The sequence below is a fragment of the Veillonella rogosae JCM 15642 genome, assembly GCF_002959775.1.
GTDB lineage: Bacteria > Bacillota > Negativicutes > Veillonellales > Veillonellaceae > Veillonella > Veillonella rogosae.
Map to the genome: position 1 here is coordinate 137,365 of NZ_PPCX01000002.1, position 15,495 is coordinate 152,859.

18 protein-coding genes are annotated in these 15,495 nt (G+C 37.1%); 17 read left to right on the forward strand and 1 reads right to left on the reverse strand.

The genetic code is table 11. The features are described from left to right. Nucleotides 1–8: 8 nt before the first annotated feature. The 12 genes from scpB (at nucleotide 9) to VRHSUH09_RS00975 (ending at nucleotide 10,326) form a co-directional block, all read left to right on the forward strand. Nucleotides 9–518, forward strand: coding sequence for an SMC-Scp complex subunit ScpB (gene scpB / locus VRHSUH09_RS00920; RefSeq protein WP_105081113.1), 510 nt, complete (start codon nucleotides 9–11; stop codon nucleotides 516–518). 1 nt (nucleotide 519) lies between these two features. Next, complete coding sequence (locus VRHSUH09_RS00925) at nucleotides 520–1,248, forward strand: pseudouridine synthase (protein ID WP_105081114.1); 729 nt, start codon at nucleotides 520–522, stop codon at nucleotides 1,246–1,248. Next, on the forward strand, nucleotides 1,245–2,492 hold the full coding sequence (locus VRHSUH09_RS00930) for a BaiN/RdsA family NAD(P)/FAD-dependent oxidoreductase (protein WP_105081115.1): 1,248 nt from the start codon (nucleotides 1,245–1,247) through the stop codon (nucleotides 2,490–2,492). Before VRHSUH09_RS00925 ends, VRHSUH09_RS00930 begins: the two co-directional genes overlap by 4 nt. Before the next feature lie 8 nt (nucleotides 2,493–2,500). Further along, nucleotides 2,501–3,184 carry a (d)CMP kinase gene (cmk, locus tag VRHSUH09_RS00935; RefSeq protein WP_105081116.1) on the forward strand — a complete coding sequence of 228 codons (684 nt, stop codon included), beginning with the start codon at nucleotides 2,501–2,503 and terminating at the stop codon, nucleotides 3,182–3,184. Then, nucleotides 3,177–3,797, forward strand: a complete 621-nt coding sequence (locus tag VRHSUH09_RS00940) for a lysophospholipid acyltransferase family protein (protein WP_009351454.1) — start codon at nucleotides 3,177–3,179, stop codon at nucleotides 3,795–3,797. Before cmk ends, VRHSUH09_RS00940 begins: the two co-directional genes overlap by 8 nt. Further along, on the forward strand, nucleotides 3,788–5,686 hold the full coding sequence (locus VRHSUH09_RS00945; protein WP_105081117.1) for a bifunctional 4-hydroxy-3-methylbut-2-enyl diphosphate reductase/30S ribosomal protein S1: 1,899 nt from the start codon (nucleotides 3,788–3,790) through the stop codon (nucleotides 5,684–5,686). Before VRHSUH09_RS00940 ends, VRHSUH09_RS00945 begins: the two co-directional genes overlap by 10 nt. A 113-nt stretch (nucleotides 5,687–5,799) precedes the next feature. Then, complete coding sequence (gene der / locus VRHSUH09_RS00950; RefSeq protein ID WP_105081118.1) at nucleotides 5,800–7,134, forward strand: ribosome biogenesis GTPase Der; 1,335 nt, start codon at nucleotides 5,800–5,802, stop codon at nucleotides 7,132–7,134. Next, nucleotides 7,134–7,730, forward strand: a complete 597-nt coding sequence (gene plsY, locus VRHSUH09_RS00955; RefSeq protein ID WP_009351484.1) for a glycerol-3-phosphate 1-O-acyltransferase PlsY — start codon at nucleotides 7,134–7,136, stop codon at nucleotides 7,728–7,730. Before der ends, plsY begins: the two co-directional genes overlap by 1 nt. Before the next feature lie 3 nt (nucleotides 7,731–7,733). Then, a complete protein-coding gene (locus tag VRHSUH09_RS00960; RefSeq protein ID WP_054747570.1) occupies nucleotides 7,734–8,732 on the forward strand; it encodes an NAD(P)H-dependent glycerol-3-phosphate dehydrogenase in 999 nt (332 codons plus the stop codon). Between the two features lie 67 nt (nucleotides 8,733–8,799). Next, nucleotides 8,800–9,351, forward strand: coding sequence for a 16S rRNA (guanine(966)-N(2))-methyltransferase RsmD (gene rsmD / locus VRHSUH09_RS00965; protein WP_105081119.1), 552 nt, complete (start codon nucleotides 8,800–8,802; stop codon nucleotides 9,349–9,351). Between the two features lie 4 nt (nucleotides 9,352–9,355). After that, nucleotides 9,356–9,847 carry a pantetheine-phosphate adenylyltransferase gene (gene coaD, locus VRHSUH09_RS00970; protein WP_009351506.1) on the forward strand — a complete coding sequence of 164 codons (492 nt, stop codon included), beginning with the start codon at nucleotides 9,356–9,358 and terminating at the stop codon, nucleotides 9,845–9,847. Between the two features lie 11 nt (nucleotides 9,848–9,858). After that, entirely contained in the window at nucleotides 9,859–10,326 is a 468-nt protein-coding gene (locus VRHSUH09_RS00975; RefSeq protein WP_005386756.1) for a hypothetical protein, read from the forward strand. 39 nt (nucleotides 10,327–10,365) lie between these two features. Here VRHSUH09_RS00975 and VRHSUH09_RS00980 read toward each other — a convergent pair whose 3' ends face one another. Further along, entirely contained in the window at nucleotides 10,366–12,081 is a 1,716-nt protein-coding gene (locus VRHSUH09_RS00980; RefSeq protein WP_105081120.1) for an Rqc2 family fibronectin-binding protein, read from the reverse strand. Between the two features lie 127 nt (nucleotides 12,082–12,208). Between VRHSUH09_RS00980 and VRHSUH09_RS00985 the strand changes: the two genes are divergently transcribed. Genes VRHSUH09_RS00985 through coaBC form a run of 5 tightly spaced genes read left to right on the forward strand, consistent with a single transcriptional unit; the run spans nucleotide 12,209 to nucleotide 15,486 of the window. After that, complete coding sequence (locus tag VRHSUH09_RS00985; protein ID WP_054747565.1) at nucleotides 12,209–13,090, forward strand: YicC/YloC family endoribonuclease; 882 nt, start codon at nucleotides 12,209–12,211, stop codon at nucleotides 13,088–13,090. A gap of 14 nt (nucleotides 13,091–13,104) precedes the next feature. Next, entirely contained in the window at nucleotides 13,105–13,374 is a 270-nt protein-coding gene (gene remA / locus VRHSUH09_RS00990) for an extracellular matrix/biofilm regulator RemA (RefSeq protein WP_004695657.1), read from the forward strand. 8 nt (nucleotides 13,375–13,382) lie between these two features. Beyond that, on the forward strand, nucleotides 13,383–14,012 hold the full coding sequence (gmk, locus tag VRHSUH09_RS00995; protein WP_105081121.1) for a guanylate kinase: 630 nt from the start codon (nucleotides 13,383–13,385) through the stop codon (nucleotides 14,010–14,012). Nucleotides 14,013–14,016: 4 nt separating this feature from the next. After that, a complete protein-coding gene (rpoZ, locus tag VRHSUH09_RS01000; RefSeq protein WP_004695660.1) occupies nucleotides 14,017–14,232 on the forward strand; it encodes a DNA-directed RNA polymerase subunit omega in 216 nt (71 codons plus the stop codon). A gap of 54 nt (nucleotides 14,233–14,286) precedes the next feature. Continuing rightward, nucleotides 14,287–15,486 carry a bifunctional phosphopantothenoylcysteine decarboxylase/phosphopantothenate--cysteine ligase CoaBC gene (coaBC, locus tag VRHSUH09_RS01005; protein ID WP_105081122.1) on the forward strand — a complete coding sequence of 400 codons (1,200 nt, stop codon included), beginning with the start codon at nucleotides 14,287–14,289 and terminating at the stop codon, nucleotides 15,484–15,486. Nucleotides 15,487–15,495 lie beyond the last annotated feature (9 nt).

The window sequence follows — 15,495 nt, forward strand, 5'->3', positions numbered from 1 at the left end:
GGGACTATATGAGCTTACCAACAATGCATTTAGAGGCTGTTTTGTTTGCAGCGGCAAAACCTATATCAATCGATATGTTAGAAGAGGTGTTCGGTCTTTCACGAGACGAAATACAAGCCTATATAAATGAATTAAAACGGGAGTTAGAAGATCAACATCGAGGTATTCGACTTCGTATATCTGGGGCTGGTGTCGAATTAGTCAGTGCTATGGAAAGTGCTGATTATGTGGGACATATCCGCAAGCGAGAAGATAAGCTATCTAATGCGGCTATGGAAACACTGGCAGTTATTGCTTATAAGCAACCAATTACTAAAGCTGAAATTGAAGAAGTACGCGGTGTAAATAGTGATAAAATTATAAAACAATTGCTTACTAGATCTCTTATAGCTGAGTTAGGCCATAAAGATACTGTAGGCAGACCTATTCTATATGGTACGACTGATGAATTTTTAAGAAGTGCTGGTGTAGAATCGATAGAAGCTTTACATCAAGAAGTTTCGGAAGCAGAAGGATAATATGGAACGATTACAAAAATATATTGCTAGTTGTGGTGTTGCATCACGACGTAAAGCAGAAGAGCTAATTACAGAGGGTAAGGTACAGGTAAATGGCCGAAAGGTTACAGAGCTTGGCATTAAAATTAACCCTCAAAAAGATAAGGTTAAGGTTAATGGCCAATTATTGGCTCAGGAAAAGCCTGTATATTATTTATTAAATAAACCAAAAGGTGTCATTACATCTGTATCTGATCCTCAAGGTCGAGAAACTGTTTTAGATTATATTAAAAATGAATCTAAACGCATTTATCCTGTGGGACGTCTCGACTTATATACAGAAGGTTTATTACTACTTACTAATGATGGTGAGTTAGCACAAAACTTAACACATCCCTCTAAAGGTGTGGAAAAAACTTATGAAGTGCGTATAAAAGGTCGCGTTCGCGATGAAGACTTACAAGTTATAGCTAATGGGGTGAAACTTGAAGATGGTATGACTGCACCTGCTACAATTGTAGATTTAGGTTTTGATGATCATAACGGTGTACATGAAGTAGAAATCACTATCCATGAAGGTCGTAATCGACAAGTTCGCCGTATGTTTGAACACTTTGGGTACCGCATTCATAACTTAAAACGTATTGCCTATGCTGGTCTTACCTTGGGCGGTGTTAAACGCGGTGCTTCTCGTCAGCTTACAATTCGTGAAGTAAAAGCTCTAAAAGCGTTAGGAACAGGTAAGAAATGAAACAAATCATAGTCATTGGTGGCGGTGCAGCAGGCTTAATGGCAGCTGTTATAGCTGGCCGTGAAGGAGCACGTGTCATCTTATTAGAAAAAATGAATATGGTTGGTAAGAAAATGGGCATTACCGGTAAAGGTCGCTGTAACATTACAAATAGTGCGGATATGGCTGAGTTTATTAAAAATACACCTGGTAATGGCAAGTTCTTATATGGTGCCTATGAACGTTTCAGCAATGAGGACCTTCTAGATTTACTGCATGGTTGGGGATTGAAAACCAAGGTTGAACGAGGGGGCCGTGTGTTCCCAGAATCCGACTCAGCTTTAGAGGTACGCAATACGTTCATGAAAATCCTTAAAAAGTATAATGTTCAAGTTCATTTGAATGAACCTGTTACATCTATTACGGTAAAGGATAATCGCGTAGTAGGCGTTACAACAGATAAGGAACAATATGCTTGTGATGCTGCCATCATTTGTACAGGCGGTGCATCATATCCATTAACAGGTTCAACTGGTGATGGTTATGCTTTAGCTGAAAAAGTGGGACATACGATCACTGATATTCGTCCATCTTTGGTACCTATCGTTACAAACGAAGCATGGGTAAAAGACATTATGGGGCTTAGTCTTCGTAATGTTGAAGTGTCTGTAGTTTCTAAGAATAAAGTACAGGCTAAACAATTTGGGGAAATGATGTTTACTCATTTTGGTCTTACGGGCCCTACGATTTTGTCTTTGAGTCACACAGTAGGCAAGTTGCTACGTAAGAAGAACCCTCAAATTACAATTGAAATCAATCTTAAGCCTGCTTTGACTGCTGAGGTATTGGATAAACGCTTACAAAAGGACTTTGATTTATATTCTAAAAAACAATTAGCTAATGGTATGAAAGACTTACTTCCAGTAAATCTCATTCCTATAGTTATTAAGCTTGCTGAATTAGATCCAGCTAAACCGATTAATCAGATTACAAAGGAAGAGCGTTTACGCTTGTGTCATGTATTACAACATATGACGTTAACTGTTAAGGAATTGCGACCTGTAGCTGAAGCCATCGTTACAGCTGGTGGTATTTCTTTAAAAGAATTTAATCCTAAAACTATGGAATCCAAGTTAATTAGTGGTTTATATGGCGCTGGTGAAGTATTGGATATCGATGCTTTCACAGGAGGCTATAATCTACAAGCTGCCTTTTCCACAGGCTATGTGGCGGCAATGCATGCCGTACACGGTGATGAAGAATAGAGGTTATTATGAACACTAAAAAAATTGCCATTGCTATTGATGGTCCTGCAGGGGCTGGTAAAAGTAGTATTTCTAAAGTAGTGGCTAATGAATTAGGGTATTTATATATTGATACAGGTGCCATGTACCGAGGTGTAACATGGGCTGTTCTAGATAGTAAAATCGATGTTAATGACCAAGAAGCTGTAGAAGCTTTATTGCCATCATTAAATTTAACATTAGAGCCTACTGCAACAGCATGTAAAGTTTTTGTTAAAGGTAAAGATGTAACATCATTAATACGACAACAACAAATCAATGAAAATGTATCTAAGATTGCTTCTTATAAAGGGGTTCGACAATACTTGGTAGAACGTCAACAAGCAATGGCTGCTGTTGGTGGTGTTATTCTGGATGGTCGAGATATCGGCTCTGTTGTATTGCCTGATGCAGAGTTAAAAATATATTTAACTGCTTCTGTGGATGCTCGTGCTAAACGGAGATGGCTAGAAGTACAAGGTACACCAAATGAGCAGACTTTAGATGAAATTAAAAAGAATGTTGAAAGTCGCGATGAAATGGATAAGAATCGAGAGGAATCTCCTCTAGTATGTGTCGACGATGCAGTAGTAGTAGATTCTAGCGATATGGATTTCGACGAAACTGTGGCTTATATGTTGAAGTTAATACAGGAGACAATCAATCATGAATAAATTTTCTACCTGGTTATGGCGCACCGCTTTCTGGCTCCGCTATAAGGTTGGGTATGGATTGAAAGTATATGGACGGGATAATTTCCCTATGGAAGGTCCTGTTATCGTAGTACCAAATCACTTAAGTAATAATGATCCACCTATCTGTGGCTATGCCTTACCTAGACATGTACATTTCATGGCAAAACAAGAATTGTTTGTGAATCCTATTTCTCGTTTTATTTGTACTTGGCTTGGTGCATTCCCATTAAATCGAGGTGCTATCGATAAAGTTGCTATCCGACATGCTATGGGGCTGCTCAAAGATAACAAGGTATTAGGTATCTTTGCGGAAGGTAATCGTCAAAAAAGTGGTAAACTTGGTAAATTCCACGATGGAGCAGCATCAATTGCGCTAAGAACAGGGGTTAGTATTGTACCTGTCGCTATTATTGGCTCTTATAATATGGAGCGTGATAAGGTAGCTTGTATTATTGGGAAACCTATACCTGTAGAAAAGGAAAAGGCTACCCCAGAAGCAATCAAAAAAGTAAATGATCAAGTTAAAGGTGAAATCCAACGAATGATTGATTCTTATCATGAAAATCGTGTAGAGGAGACTTTATGGAAATAATTTTGGCTGAAAACCATGGTTTTTGCTATGGTGTAAAAAGAGCCGTTGAAATGGCGAATGAAGCTGCGAACAGTGATGGCAAAAGTTATACATTGGGTCCTATTATTCATAACCCTCAAGTTGTAGGTCGTCTTGAAGATAAAGGGGTTAGTCCTGTTCAAGAAGTATCTGACATCGAAGAGGGGACAATGATTATACGATCTCATGGTGTTGGTCCTGCTATTTATGAAGAGGCTGAAGAAAAGGGGTTAAACATTGTAGATGCTACATGTCCCCATGTTAAAAAGGCACAACAAGATGCGAAGTCTGTCATTGAAGATGGGATGACTTTGGTGATTTTGGGCGAAAAAAACCATCCTGAGGTCAAAAGCATTAATTTATGGGCTAATAACGAAGGTATAATCATCGAAGATGAAGAATCCGCTGAAAAACTACAAATTGTGGAAAAAATGGGTGTTGTTGTACAAACAACCTTTTCACAATTCAAATTTAACAGTATAATAGACATATTAGAGAAAAAATCTAAGAATCTTAAGGTTTTCAAAACGATATGCAATGCAACGCAAGAACGACAGAACTCTGCCGTTGAATTAGCACGTAATGTAGATCTTATGATTGTGGTAGGCGGTAAGAACAGCGGCAATACAAACCGATTGGCAGAGGTTTGTCGTGACGTTGGATGTACAACATATCACATTGAAACTTCTACTGAATTACAACTGGAATGGTTTAACCGAGTACAGACGGTAGGAGTGACAGCAGGAGCATCGACTCCCGACTGGATTATTAAGGAGGTCATTGAGACAATGAAAGATTTTGCAGAATTATTAGCAGCCGAAGGTCAAGAAGAATTTAAGAAAGGGAACGTTGTAGAAGGTACAGTAGTTCAAGTTGAAGATGAACGCGCTTATGTATCTTTTGGCTACAAAACTGAAGCCATTTTGAACAGAACTGAAATTTCTTATCCAGCACCAGAATCTGCCAAAGATGTGTTAAAAAATGGTGATGAAATTAAAGCAGTTATCATGAATCACATCAAAGAAGATAATCCTATTTATCTTTCCATGACTCGCTTGGCTAAAGATGAAGATTGGCAATATGTTATCGAAGCACAAGAAAAAGATGAAGCTATCGTATGTAAAGGTATTGATGCTATCCCAGCAGGTTTGGTAGTAACAGTTAAATCCCTTCGTGGTTTCATTCCATTGTCCCAAGGTGATGTTCACTTCGTGAAATCCTTGGACAACTTGGTTGGTACAGAATTCGAAGCTAAAGTACTTGAAATCGATGAAAAGAAAAACCGTTTGGTTCTTTCCCGTCGTGCAGTATTAGAAGTTGAACGTCAAGCTAAATTAGCTGAAGCATTGAAAAACATCAACGTTGGCGAAAACTATAAAGGTATCGTTCGTAAAATCATGCCTTATGGTGCTTTCGTAGATATCGGCGGTATTGAAGGTTTACTTCACATTTCCGACATTTCTTGGCAAAAAATCAAAAAAGTGGAAGATGTTCTTTCCGTTGGTCAAGAAATCGAAGTTAAATTACAATCCTTCGACGCTGAAAGCAACAAATTATCCTTGTCCTTGAAAGCTTTGTCTAAGAGCCCATGGGACGTAGCTGAAGAAACATTGCATGTTGGCGATGTTATCAACGGTAAAGTTGTTCGTTTGGTAGCTTACGGCGCATTCGTAGCTGTTAACGACGACATTCAAGGCTTACTTCACATTTCCCAAATTACAAAACAACGTAATGCGAAAGTTGAAGATTACTTGAACCGCGGTCAAGAAGTTGAAGTTAAAATTATTTCTCTTAACAAAGATGAAAAGAAATTGGGTTTGGCTTTAACTGAAATGATGGAATCCAAAGAAACTGCAGAAGACGCTGAATAATTCATTGTCTAATATAAGGCTAACCAAGGTTTACTTGGTTAGCCTTTTTGCGTACTATACGTAGAATATGATAAAATATAGTAATGTATTAGATTAGATAATGAGGTGAAACTATGGCAAAACCATTAGTGGCCGTTGTAGGCCGTCCAAATGTAGGTAAATCTACACTTTTTAATGCCATTGTTAATAAACGTATCTCTATAGTCGAAGATATTCCCGGTGTTACACGGGACCGTATTTACTTCGATGCAGAGTGGTTAAATCGTGAATTTACAATGATCGATACAGGTGGTATCGAATTCATCACTGAAAATAGCCATGTTATTCCAAAAATGATGCGATTACAAGCTGAATTGGCTATCGAAGAAGCGGATGTAATCTTATTTGTCGTCGATGGTAAACAAGGTATTGTACCAGCTGATGAAGAGGTTGCAAATATTTTGCGCGCTAGTGGTAAACCTGTAGTTCTTGTAGTTAACAAGATTGATAGCGTAAATCAAGAGCCTAATATTTATGAATTTTACAATCTTGGCTTAGGTGATCCTATTGGTATTTCTGCAAAAAATCTAATGAACTTAGGTGATTTGCTTGATGACACCGTGAAACATTTCCCTCCTGTAGGTACTAATATAGATGACGAAGATACAATTCATGTTGCTATTATTGGTCGTCCAAATGTTGGTAAATCTTCTTTGACGAATGCATTATTGGGTCAAGTTCGTGTTATCGTATCTGATGTAGCAGGTACTACTCGTGATTCCATCGATACATATTGGACTCATGGGGATCAAAAATTTGTATTGATTGATACAGCTGGTATGCGTCGCAAATCTAAAATTGATGAAGCTGTAGAACGATATAGTATTGTACGTTCTTTGCGATCTGTAGACCGTTCTGATATTGTTGTTCTTGTGCTAGATGCACAAGATGGTGTTACCGAACAAGATAAGAAGATTGCAGGTTATGCTTATGAAGCCGGTAAGGGTGTAGTCATTGTTGTTAATAAATGGGATCTTGTTGAAAAAGACGATAAAACTACATTGCGCTTTACTGAAGATATTTATGAAGAATTAGGTTTCTTGCAATTTGCACCGATTCTTTTTGCATCTGCTTTAACTAAGCAACGTATACATCGATTAGCAGATATGTTAAAATTCGTCTCTGAACAACAATATCGTCGTGTATCTACTGGTACGTTGAATCAATTGTTACAAGATGCGCAAACAGTTAATCCAGTACCATCTCGCAATGGTAGAATTCCTAAGATTTACTACATGACACAAGCAAGTGTCAAGCCACCGACCTTTATTTTGTTTGTAAATGAACCTGAGTTAATTCACTTCTCTTATATGCGTTTCTTAGAGAATCGATTGCGTGAATCCTTCGGTTTTGAAGGTACTCCAATTCGCTTAGTATTACGTGGTAAGAAACGGGATGATGAAGACTAATGGATATTATGATTATCGTTTATGCTGTATTAGCGTATTTTATTGGTTCAATTCCTAGTGGCTTAATCATTGGCAAAACCTTCTTTAATACAGACGTACGCCAATATGGATCAAAGAATATAGGGGCTACCAATACATATCGTGTTATCGGTCTTAAAGCTGCATTACCAGTATTTTTATGTGATGCTCTAAAAGGTGCTGCTGGGGTAGTATTATTATCCTCTTATGGACCTATGTATATGATTTTAGGTGGTATCCTTGCTATGATGGGCCATAACTGGTCTATATTCTTAGGGTTCAAAGGTGGTCGTGGCGTTGCTACCGGATTAGGTGTTCTCATTGCTCTTTCTCCTTTAGTAGCATTGCTTTGCTTCCTTGTGTGGGGCATCATCGTATATTTCACCAAGCTCGTATCATTAGGTTCTATTGTAGCTGCTGCATTAGTACCTGTATTGATGTACGTTACAGGTGAATCTTATTGGTTTGTTGGCTTTGGTGGATTAGCTGCGTTATTTGTTATAGTTCGTCACTGGGATAATATTAAACGTCTACTTGCAGGTAATGAGTTGAAAGTAGAACGTATTAAAAAGGATTAATGTATGAATGTTGTTGTTATAGGTTCTGGTAGTTGGGGTACAGCCCTTGCTATTAAATCCGTTTTGGCTGGAAATACTACAACTTTATATTGTCGTCGCCCAGAATTTGCTGACCAATTGGCTAAAGATTTAGAAAATAAAGATTATTTGCCAGGTGTAGAGCTACCTAAAGAGTTACTATATAGCTCTGATTTAGAAACTTCTATTAGAAATGCAGAAGTTGTTTTAATGGTTACACCTTCTGTACATGTCCGTACTAGCTTAGAGTCTATAAAGCCTTATGCGCATAAAAATCAATCTTATATTCTTTGTTCAAAAGGGGTTGAACGAACTACAGGTAAATTATTAACCAATGTTATGAAAGAGGTTCTAGGTCCAGTTGGTTGTCACTTGGCTGTTCTTTCTGGTCCAAATCACGCAGAAGAGATTGGGCGTAATTTACCGGCTGCTTCTGTATTAAGTACAGAGGATTTAGAGGTGGCTACTACACTTCAAAAAGCATTATGTAGCCAAAATTTTAGAATTTATGCCAATACTGATATCATAGGTGTTGAACTTGCTGGTGCTACAAAGAATATTATTGCTTTAGCTGCTGGTATCGTTGATGGCCTTAAACTTGGCGACAATTGTAAAGCCTTATTATTAACGAGAGGTCTTCATGAGATGACTCGCTTTGGGGTTGCCTTAGGTGCCCAGAAAGAAACTTACGCTGGTCTAGCCGGTATGGGCGATTTAATTGCTACTTGTATGAGTCCTCATGGTCGTAACCGTGCGGCTGGTCAAAAGCTTGCAGATGGTAAGACGATGGACTATATTATTAATCATACAAATATGGTGGTGGAAGGTTTTTTTGCCACCGATATTGTATATAAAATGGCTTGTGAACATCAAATTGAAATGCCTATAACTAAAGCGTTGTATGAGGTTTTATATGAGGAGAAATCGCCTGCTTTAGCCTTGGCTGAGTTAATGGGGCGCGATATTAAAATTGAAGTATCATAAATAAAAGATACTTTTAATTTGGTTATTTATATACTATAATTAATGAGTATAATCTTGTGAGGGTTGTATGCGAATTATTGGCGGAACTGCGAAGGGACATGCTATAAAAGCACCTAAAGGGGTTGATACTAGACCTACACTTGATCGTGTTCGAGAAAGTGTATTTAATGTATTAGCTAATAGAGGCATATTTGGTACAGACGTATTAGATATATTTTCTGGCACTGGTGCAGTAGCAATTGAAGCCTTAAGTCGCGGTGCAGCACATGCAGTAGCGGTAGACTTTAAAACGGGAAAATTAATTTTAGAGAATGCTAAACATTGTCGTGTGGATGATCGGTTAGAAATTATTCCGAGGAAACTTTCACAATTAAAAAATTATATAGTGGGGCGACAGTTCGATTATATTTTTTCTGATCCGCCATATGAGAATGGATTTATACAAGATACCATAGATTTGGTTGTGACCTATGATTTATTAAAACCTGAAGGTGTTTTATTACTAGAACATCATAAGGATGAGCTTTTTAGTTTACCTGAATCATGGGAGTGTATAAAAGAACAGAAATTTGGTTATACGATGGTTTCCTATTTTGTAAACACAGCTGAAAGGAGCTAATCCTGTGCGTATAGGTGTATGTCCGGGTAGTTTTGACCCAGTTACTAATGGACATGTTGATATTTTTGAACGGGGCAGTCGATTAGTTGATAAATTAATCATTGCTGTTAGCTCAAATCCGAATAAAAATTCCTTATTTACCATGGAAGAACGGGTTGCGATGATTCGAAATTCTGTCAAACATATTCCTAATGTTGAAATTGATTGTACAGGTGGTTTGCTTAACGAATATGTTAAATCAAAGAATGCTACTATTATCATTCGTGGTTTGCGTGCATTGAGTGACTTTGAATATGAATTTCAGCGTGCTTTGTTTGCAAAATACTTGGATGATGACATCGAAACAGTATTTATTATGACAAATAACAAATACTCTTTTGTCAGCTCCACAGGTATTCGAGAACTAGCTAAATTTGGTGGCAAACTAGATGGCCTTGTTCCGGATGATGTTAAGGAAAAACTTGAAGAACGATTTAATACGGTCCATAATAAATAGGGGTGAATTGTATGAAAACAGAAAAATTATTAGAAGATTTAGAGGTTCTTATTGAATCTAGCAGCCGTATTCCTATGACTACAAAACGTATGGTCGAGGAAGACGAAATTATGCGTATTATCGATTCTATTCAAGAGTCCTTGCCATTGGAACTTGAAGAGTCTCGTCGTATTGTAGCTGATAAGGATAAAGTATTAGCTGATGCTCAACGTCAAGCGGAAACTTTAATTGATCAAGCTAAAGACTACATTGCTAAATTAACAGCGGAAAGTGAACTTGTTAAACAAGCGCAAGAACAAGCTAATCAAATTATCAATGCTGCTAACCAATCCTCTGAAGAATTGAAATCCAGCTCCATTCAATATGCTGGTGATGTTCTTAAATACGTGGAAAATAACTTAGAGAAAACATTGGAAAGCTTACGTCAAAATCGTGAAAGTTTAAAACAGACTGAACAACGTACAGAAGAAAACCAATAATATAAATAAAAGAAGCGAAGGATTTCCTTCGCTTCTTTTTTATTCATTATAATTGTCCGGTTTTTTAGGTTCTACAATCATAGTTTGATGTGTATTAAAAATAACAAAACCTAAAGGAGATCCAGGCGGTTTTTTGATATTTTTAATGTATGTATAGTCTACAGGAACTTTACTAGTTTCTCGTGCCTTACTAAAGTAGGCTGCATATTGTGCTACTTTAGATAAAATCATATCATCTGGTTCAACATTAAGTCTAAGAATAAGGTGAGAGCCTTGAATGTCTTGCGTGTGGAACCAAATGTCCGTTGGTTTAGCAAAACGATGCGTTAAATATTCATTTTGCTGATTGTTACGACCGATAAACATTTCACCTTCGTCAATTGTTAAGTGAATGTAGTTAGATTTACCTAGCTTGTAGGATAGTGGCTTTTTAGATTTTTTTATAATGCCCGCATCCATACATTCTTTGCGAATTTCCTCTAAACTTTCACGAGTGGTAGCAAGCGATATACTATACAAAATTGACTTTAAGTATTCAAGTTTTGTAGTACTTGCGTTAAGTTGGTACTCACCGCTGACCATACGATTCTTCAGTTTAGTGTAAAGTTTGTAATACCATTGTGCATTTTCTACAATCGTTAGATTTGGCTTTAATGGTATTGTTAGCATTTCTCCTTCATCAGAAAGAAGATTTTGTAATTCAATAGAAGGTTCGTATTGCACTTGAAGGTGTGCATTAATCATTAATAGATCACCATATAATTTATAGGTATCCATTTTATTCGTGTCTTCTAATTCATCTTTAATCTTTTGGTGACGACCTTCTTCTTTTTTGATGGCCGCCGTCAAAATCTTTTCTAGCTCTTTATCCGCTGTGTGGATTGCTTTTGTACTGTGAATTGTTTCTTCTAAAGCTTCAGAAATAGTTTCGTATGTTTTCACAACATTATAGTTATGTAAGATAAAGGTAGAATATGCTTTTTTATGGTTATCATTTACTAAGGAGAGTAATCCATTGCCGTTTTGAAGCATCATTTTTAAATCGTACAAGGCATTTGCTAACTTGTCGACTTGTGATGCCTCTAAATCAGTTATAATTTCATCACCATTTAAATTAGCGTTATATAAAACCTCATCAAGTAAAGGTTTACCAAAGCCGTTAAAAATAGCGCGAATAGATTGTTGAACGCTGCCATTACCAAAGGAGACTAGTAGATTTCTAATCTCATTATAATCAAAGTCCATTAGACTAACGCGATTAGCATTTGGTGGTAACTCGTATTGAAGTTTTGGACTAATAGAACGCTCACGGTTCATCAGTGGAGAAACATGAATTAAAGATTCTAAGACAACTCCATCTTGTACAAAGATACAGTTAGAATATTTGCCCATTAATTCAACATAAATGAGTGTACTTGTAATGGAACCATCCATTTCTAGTTTATCCGTTTGGATACACATAATACGGTCCCCATTGATTTGCTCAACTTTTACTATACGGCTACCTTCAATGTGTTTACGTAAGAACATACAAAGTGAGCTAGGCTCTTTTGGTAAATCTTGCAGTGGCTTGCTAAGATACATGGCTGGGGTAGCACCTACGGTGATGATCAAGTTTTGATCTTCATTAAGGGCTCGAATTTTAAATAATAGTGTAGTTTTATCTATTTGATATAGTTTTTGTATTTGACCAGTTTGTAATCGCTCATTTAACTCTTTAGCGAGTACAGACATGGTAAGACCATCTAAATTCATAGTACTCCTTTCAAATTTATTTAGAAGTATAGTTTAGTATACCATAGTGTACATATAATTCTTAGTATTTAAACACGGATTGTGTAATTCGTGGTACAATAATAAAAACTACTAAGGAGGATATCTTATGAAAAGTATGACCGGTTTTGGTTCTGGTACAGCAACCAAAGATGGCATTACCTGTACGGTAGAAATTAAGTCCGTCAATGCACGTTTCTTGGATTTATTTATACGTTGTCCAAAACAAATGAATCCTTTTGAAAGTATCATTCGTGGAATGGTACAAGATCGTATAAATCGAGGCAAGGTAGAGGTATCGGTTTCTATTCAAGATGCTGGCGAGAGACCTAAGACGTTTACTATAAATAGTGTATTAAGAAAACAAATTCAAGAATTGCTCGTTCAAGAAGAATTTTATGATGATCCTAAAAAGGTACCATTACAAGCTGTAAATTCAATTTCTAATGATTGGATTCAACAACAAGATACTCCCATTGCAGAAGAGGTACTTTCAGATATAGTGAAAGAATCTACAAGTTCTGCATTAGATGCTTTGATAGCTATGCGAGCTGTGGAAGGTGAACATATTCAACGAGATTTAGTGGACCGCATCGCCACACTAGAAAATATTATTTCTCATATTGATACTAACAAATCTGGTGCTGTAGAAGCATATCGTGAACATATTAGAAGTAAAATTCAAGAGTATTTACTTTCTTTAGAAGCAAGTATTAGCGAAGAGCGTTTTCTACAAGAAATTGCTATATTAGCTGATAAGACTGATATTACTGAAGAGATTGTCCGATTCAGCTCACATGTGGTACAATTAAAAAACACACTTACAGATGAAAATCCAATCGGTCGAAAGGTCGATTTTATTTTGCAAGAAATGAATCGTGAAGTAAATACAATTGGATCCAAGGCGATGGATTCCAGTATTACAGAGTTTGTGGTTCAACTTAAATGTGAGTTAGAGAAAATTAGAGAACAAGTACAGAATGTAGAGTAATAGGAGGTCCATGAATGAGTATTCAATTGCTGAATATAGGCTTTGGTAATATGGTATCTGCTAACCGTGTTATGGCTATCATTAGTCCTGAATCTGCACCGATTAAGCGAATGGTTCAAGATGCTAGAGATAAGGGCCTGCTCATTGATGCTACATATGGTCGTAAGACTCGTGCTGTATTAGTTATGGATAGTGGTCAAATTGTATTATCTGCAATTCAACCGGAAACCGTAGCACATCGACTTGTGCAACATGATGTAGATGTAGATACAGTGGAATCATAGGAGTACATATGTCAGACAGAGGATTATTAATCGTTATATCCGGGCCATCTGGCGCAGGTAAAGGTACGATTTGTGCGAATATTCGTAAAGAAATGCCTAATTTAGTTTATTCCGTTTCTATGACCACACGTGCAGCGCGTGTTGGTGAAGAGGAAGGGGTTAACTATTTCTTCCGCTCCAAGGAGGAATTTGAGACTTTACTCAGTGAAGATGCATTCTTGGAGTATGCAAAGGTATATGATAATTACTATGGTACGCCTAAACAACATGTAATGGATTTATTAGATGATGGTAAAAGTGTACTATTAGAAATTGATATTCAAGGTGCTATGCAAGTTAAGGAACGTTTTAGTGATGCCGTATTTATTTATATTGTACCGCCATCCTTAACTGAATTATCTGAACGATTACATAATCGTGGTACTGATGCAAAAGAGGTTATTGATAAACGATTGTCATTAGCTTGTTCTGAATTGGCATTAGCTCATCGATATGACTATATAGTTGTAAATGATGATCTTGCAGATGCATCAGAGAAGGTTGCATCTATTTTACGGGCTGAATCCTGTAAGATTAGTCGCAATAAAGAGCAAATTCAATTTATTTATAAACAATATCAAGAGTCTAAGGAGAAGTGATAGTATGATGGTAAAACCTCCATTGAAAAAACTAGAAAGTCAAGTAGATAGCAAATACACTTTGGTAACATTGGCAGCTAAACGAGCTCGTGAACTAACAGATGGTGAACCATGCTTAGCTGAATCTACACATGCAACTGACAAGCCTGTTTCCTTGGCATTCTATGAAATCGCTGAAGGTGAAGTGACGTATAAACGTACTAAAGAAGGCATTAAATAAGATAAATCAATTCCTTGTATCCTTGATACAAGGAATTTTTAAAAGGAGAAGAACATGCGCGGAAAACATATCATTGTCGCAGTCTCTGCTGGTATTGCAGCATATAAGGCAATTGAAGTGGTTAGTCGTCTTCGTAAAAAAGGGGCAGAGGTCAAGGTTGTGATGACTCGTAATGCTACGAATATTGCATCACCATTGACCTTTGGTGAGATTAGTGGTCACCCTGTAGCATTAGACATGTTTGAACAAGTGCATCAATGGGACGTGGAGCATATTGCATTGGCTACATGGGCTGATGCGTATGTCGTAGTTCCAGCTACGGCTAATGTAATCGGTAAAATCTATGCTGGTATTGCAGATGATATGTTGACTACTACTATTATGGCAACTACAGCACCTAAATATATTTGCCCTGCTATGAATACAGAAATGTATAACAATCCAATTACGCAACGTAACCTAGAAGGGCTACGTTCCTTGGGCTATCATATTATGGAACCAGCTGAAGGTTGGCTTGCTTGTGGCGTTACAGGTGTTGGTCGCTTACCAGAGCCTGTAGCTATTGTAGAATGGCTTGAAGCCCAACTGTGTAAAACTTCTGAACTTGAAGGTATTACCGTGCTTGTCACTGCTGGTGGTACTCAGGAGAACATAGATCCAGTTCGTTATATTGGAAATCGTTCTAGCGGTAAAATGGGATATGCTATTGCTGAACAAGCTGTACGAATGGGTGCGAATGTCATTTTAGTGAGTGCCCCTACATCTTTATCAGTACCAAGTGGTGTTGAATTTGTCCCAGTAGATTCTGCACTTTCCATGCAAGAAGCTGTTGAATCTAGATATAAAAATGTAGATGTTGTGGTTATGGCGGCAGCAGTTTCCGATTTTAGAGTGCTTCATAAAGCGGAGCAAAAGATTAAGAAAATGGAATCTATGACGCTGGAGCTTGTAAAAAATCCAGATATCTTACAAGGTTTAGGCTCTCATAAAGAACATCAAATCCTTGTTGGTTTTGCGGCAGAAACAGAGCATGTAATTAAGTATGGTCAAGATAAAGTAGCTAGAAAAAACTTAGATATGCTTGTAGCAAACGATGTAAGTAAATCTAATGCTGGATTTAACGTAGATACAAACGAAGGTTATTTCTTATATCCTGATAAAGAGCCTAAAGAAATGGCTAATATGAAGAAATCTGAATTAGCTCAATATATTATGAAGGAAGTAGTTGAGTTAGTAGCAAATAAACACCTCTAATATCAAATT

Excerpts from the sequence above, each read along its gene's own strand:
- rpoZ (WP_004695660.1), top strand. The coding sequence starts at position 14,017 with ATGATGGTAAAACCTCCATTGAAAAAACTAGAAAGTCAAGTAGATAGC.
- VRHSUH09_RS00930 (WP_105081115.1), top strand. The coding sequence starts at position 1,245 with ATGAAACAAATCATAGTCATTGGTGGCGGTGCAGCAGGCTTAATGGCA.
- scpB (WP_105081113.1), top strand. The coding sequence starts at position 9 with ATGAGCTTACCAACAATGCATTTAGAGGCTGTTTTGTTTGCAGCGGCA.
- coaBC (WP_105081122.1), top strand. The coding sequence starts at position 14,287 with ATGCGCGGAAAACATATCATTGTCGCAGTCTCTGCTGGTATTGCAGCA.
- cmk (WP_105081116.1), top strand. The coding sequence starts at position 2,501 with ATGAACACTAAAAAAATTGCCATTGCTATTGATGGTCCTGCAGGGGCT.
- VRHSUH09_RS00960 (WP_054747570.1), top strand. The coding sequence starts at position 7,734 with ATGAATGTTGTTGTTATAGGTTCTGGTAGTTGGGGTACAGCCCTTGCT.
- VRHSUH09_RS00975 (WP_005386756.1), top strand. The coding sequence starts at position 9,859 with ATGAAAACAGAAAAATTATTAGAAGATTTAGAGGTTCTTATTGAATCT.
- VRHSUH09_RS00980 (WP_105081120.1), bottom strand. The coding sequence starts at position 12,081 with ATGAATTTAGATGGTCTTACCATGTCTGTACTCGCTAAAGAGTTAAAT.
- gmk (WP_105081121.1), top strand. The coding sequence starts at position 13,383 with ATGTCAGACAGAGGATTATTAATCGTTATATCCGGGCCATCTGGCGCA.
- VRHSUH09_RS00945 (WP_105081117.1), top strand. The coding sequence starts at position 3,788 with ATGGAAATAATTTTGGCTGAAAACCATGGTTTTTGCTATGGTGTAAAA.
- plsY (WP_009351484.1), top strand. The coding sequence starts at position 7,134 with ATGGATATTATGATTATCGTTTATGCTGTATTAGCGTATTTTATTGGT.
- VRHSUH09_RS00985 (WP_054747565.1), top strand. The coding sequence starts at position 12,209 with ATGAAAAGTATGACCGGTTTTGGTTCTGGTACAGCAACCAAAGATGGC.
- remA (WP_004695657.1), top strand. The coding sequence starts at position 13,105 with ATGAGTATTCAATTGCTGAATATAGGCTTTGGTAATATGGTATCTGCT.
- rsmD (WP_105081119.1), top strand. The coding sequence starts at position 8,800 with ATGCGAATTATTGGCGGAACTGCGAAGGGACATGCTATAAAAGCACCT.
- VRHSUH09_RS00925 (WP_105081114.1), top strand. The coding sequence starts at position 520 with ATGGAACGATTACAAAAATATATTGCTAGTTGTGGTGTTGCATCACGA.
- VRHSUH09_RS00940 (WP_009351454.1), top strand. The coding sequence starts at position 3,177 with ATGAATAAATTTTCTACCTGGTTATGGCGCACCGCTTTCTGGCTCCGC.
- der (WP_105081118.1), top strand. The coding sequence starts at position 5,800 with ATGGCAAAACCATTAGTGGCCGTTGTAGGCCGTCCAAATGTAGGTAAA.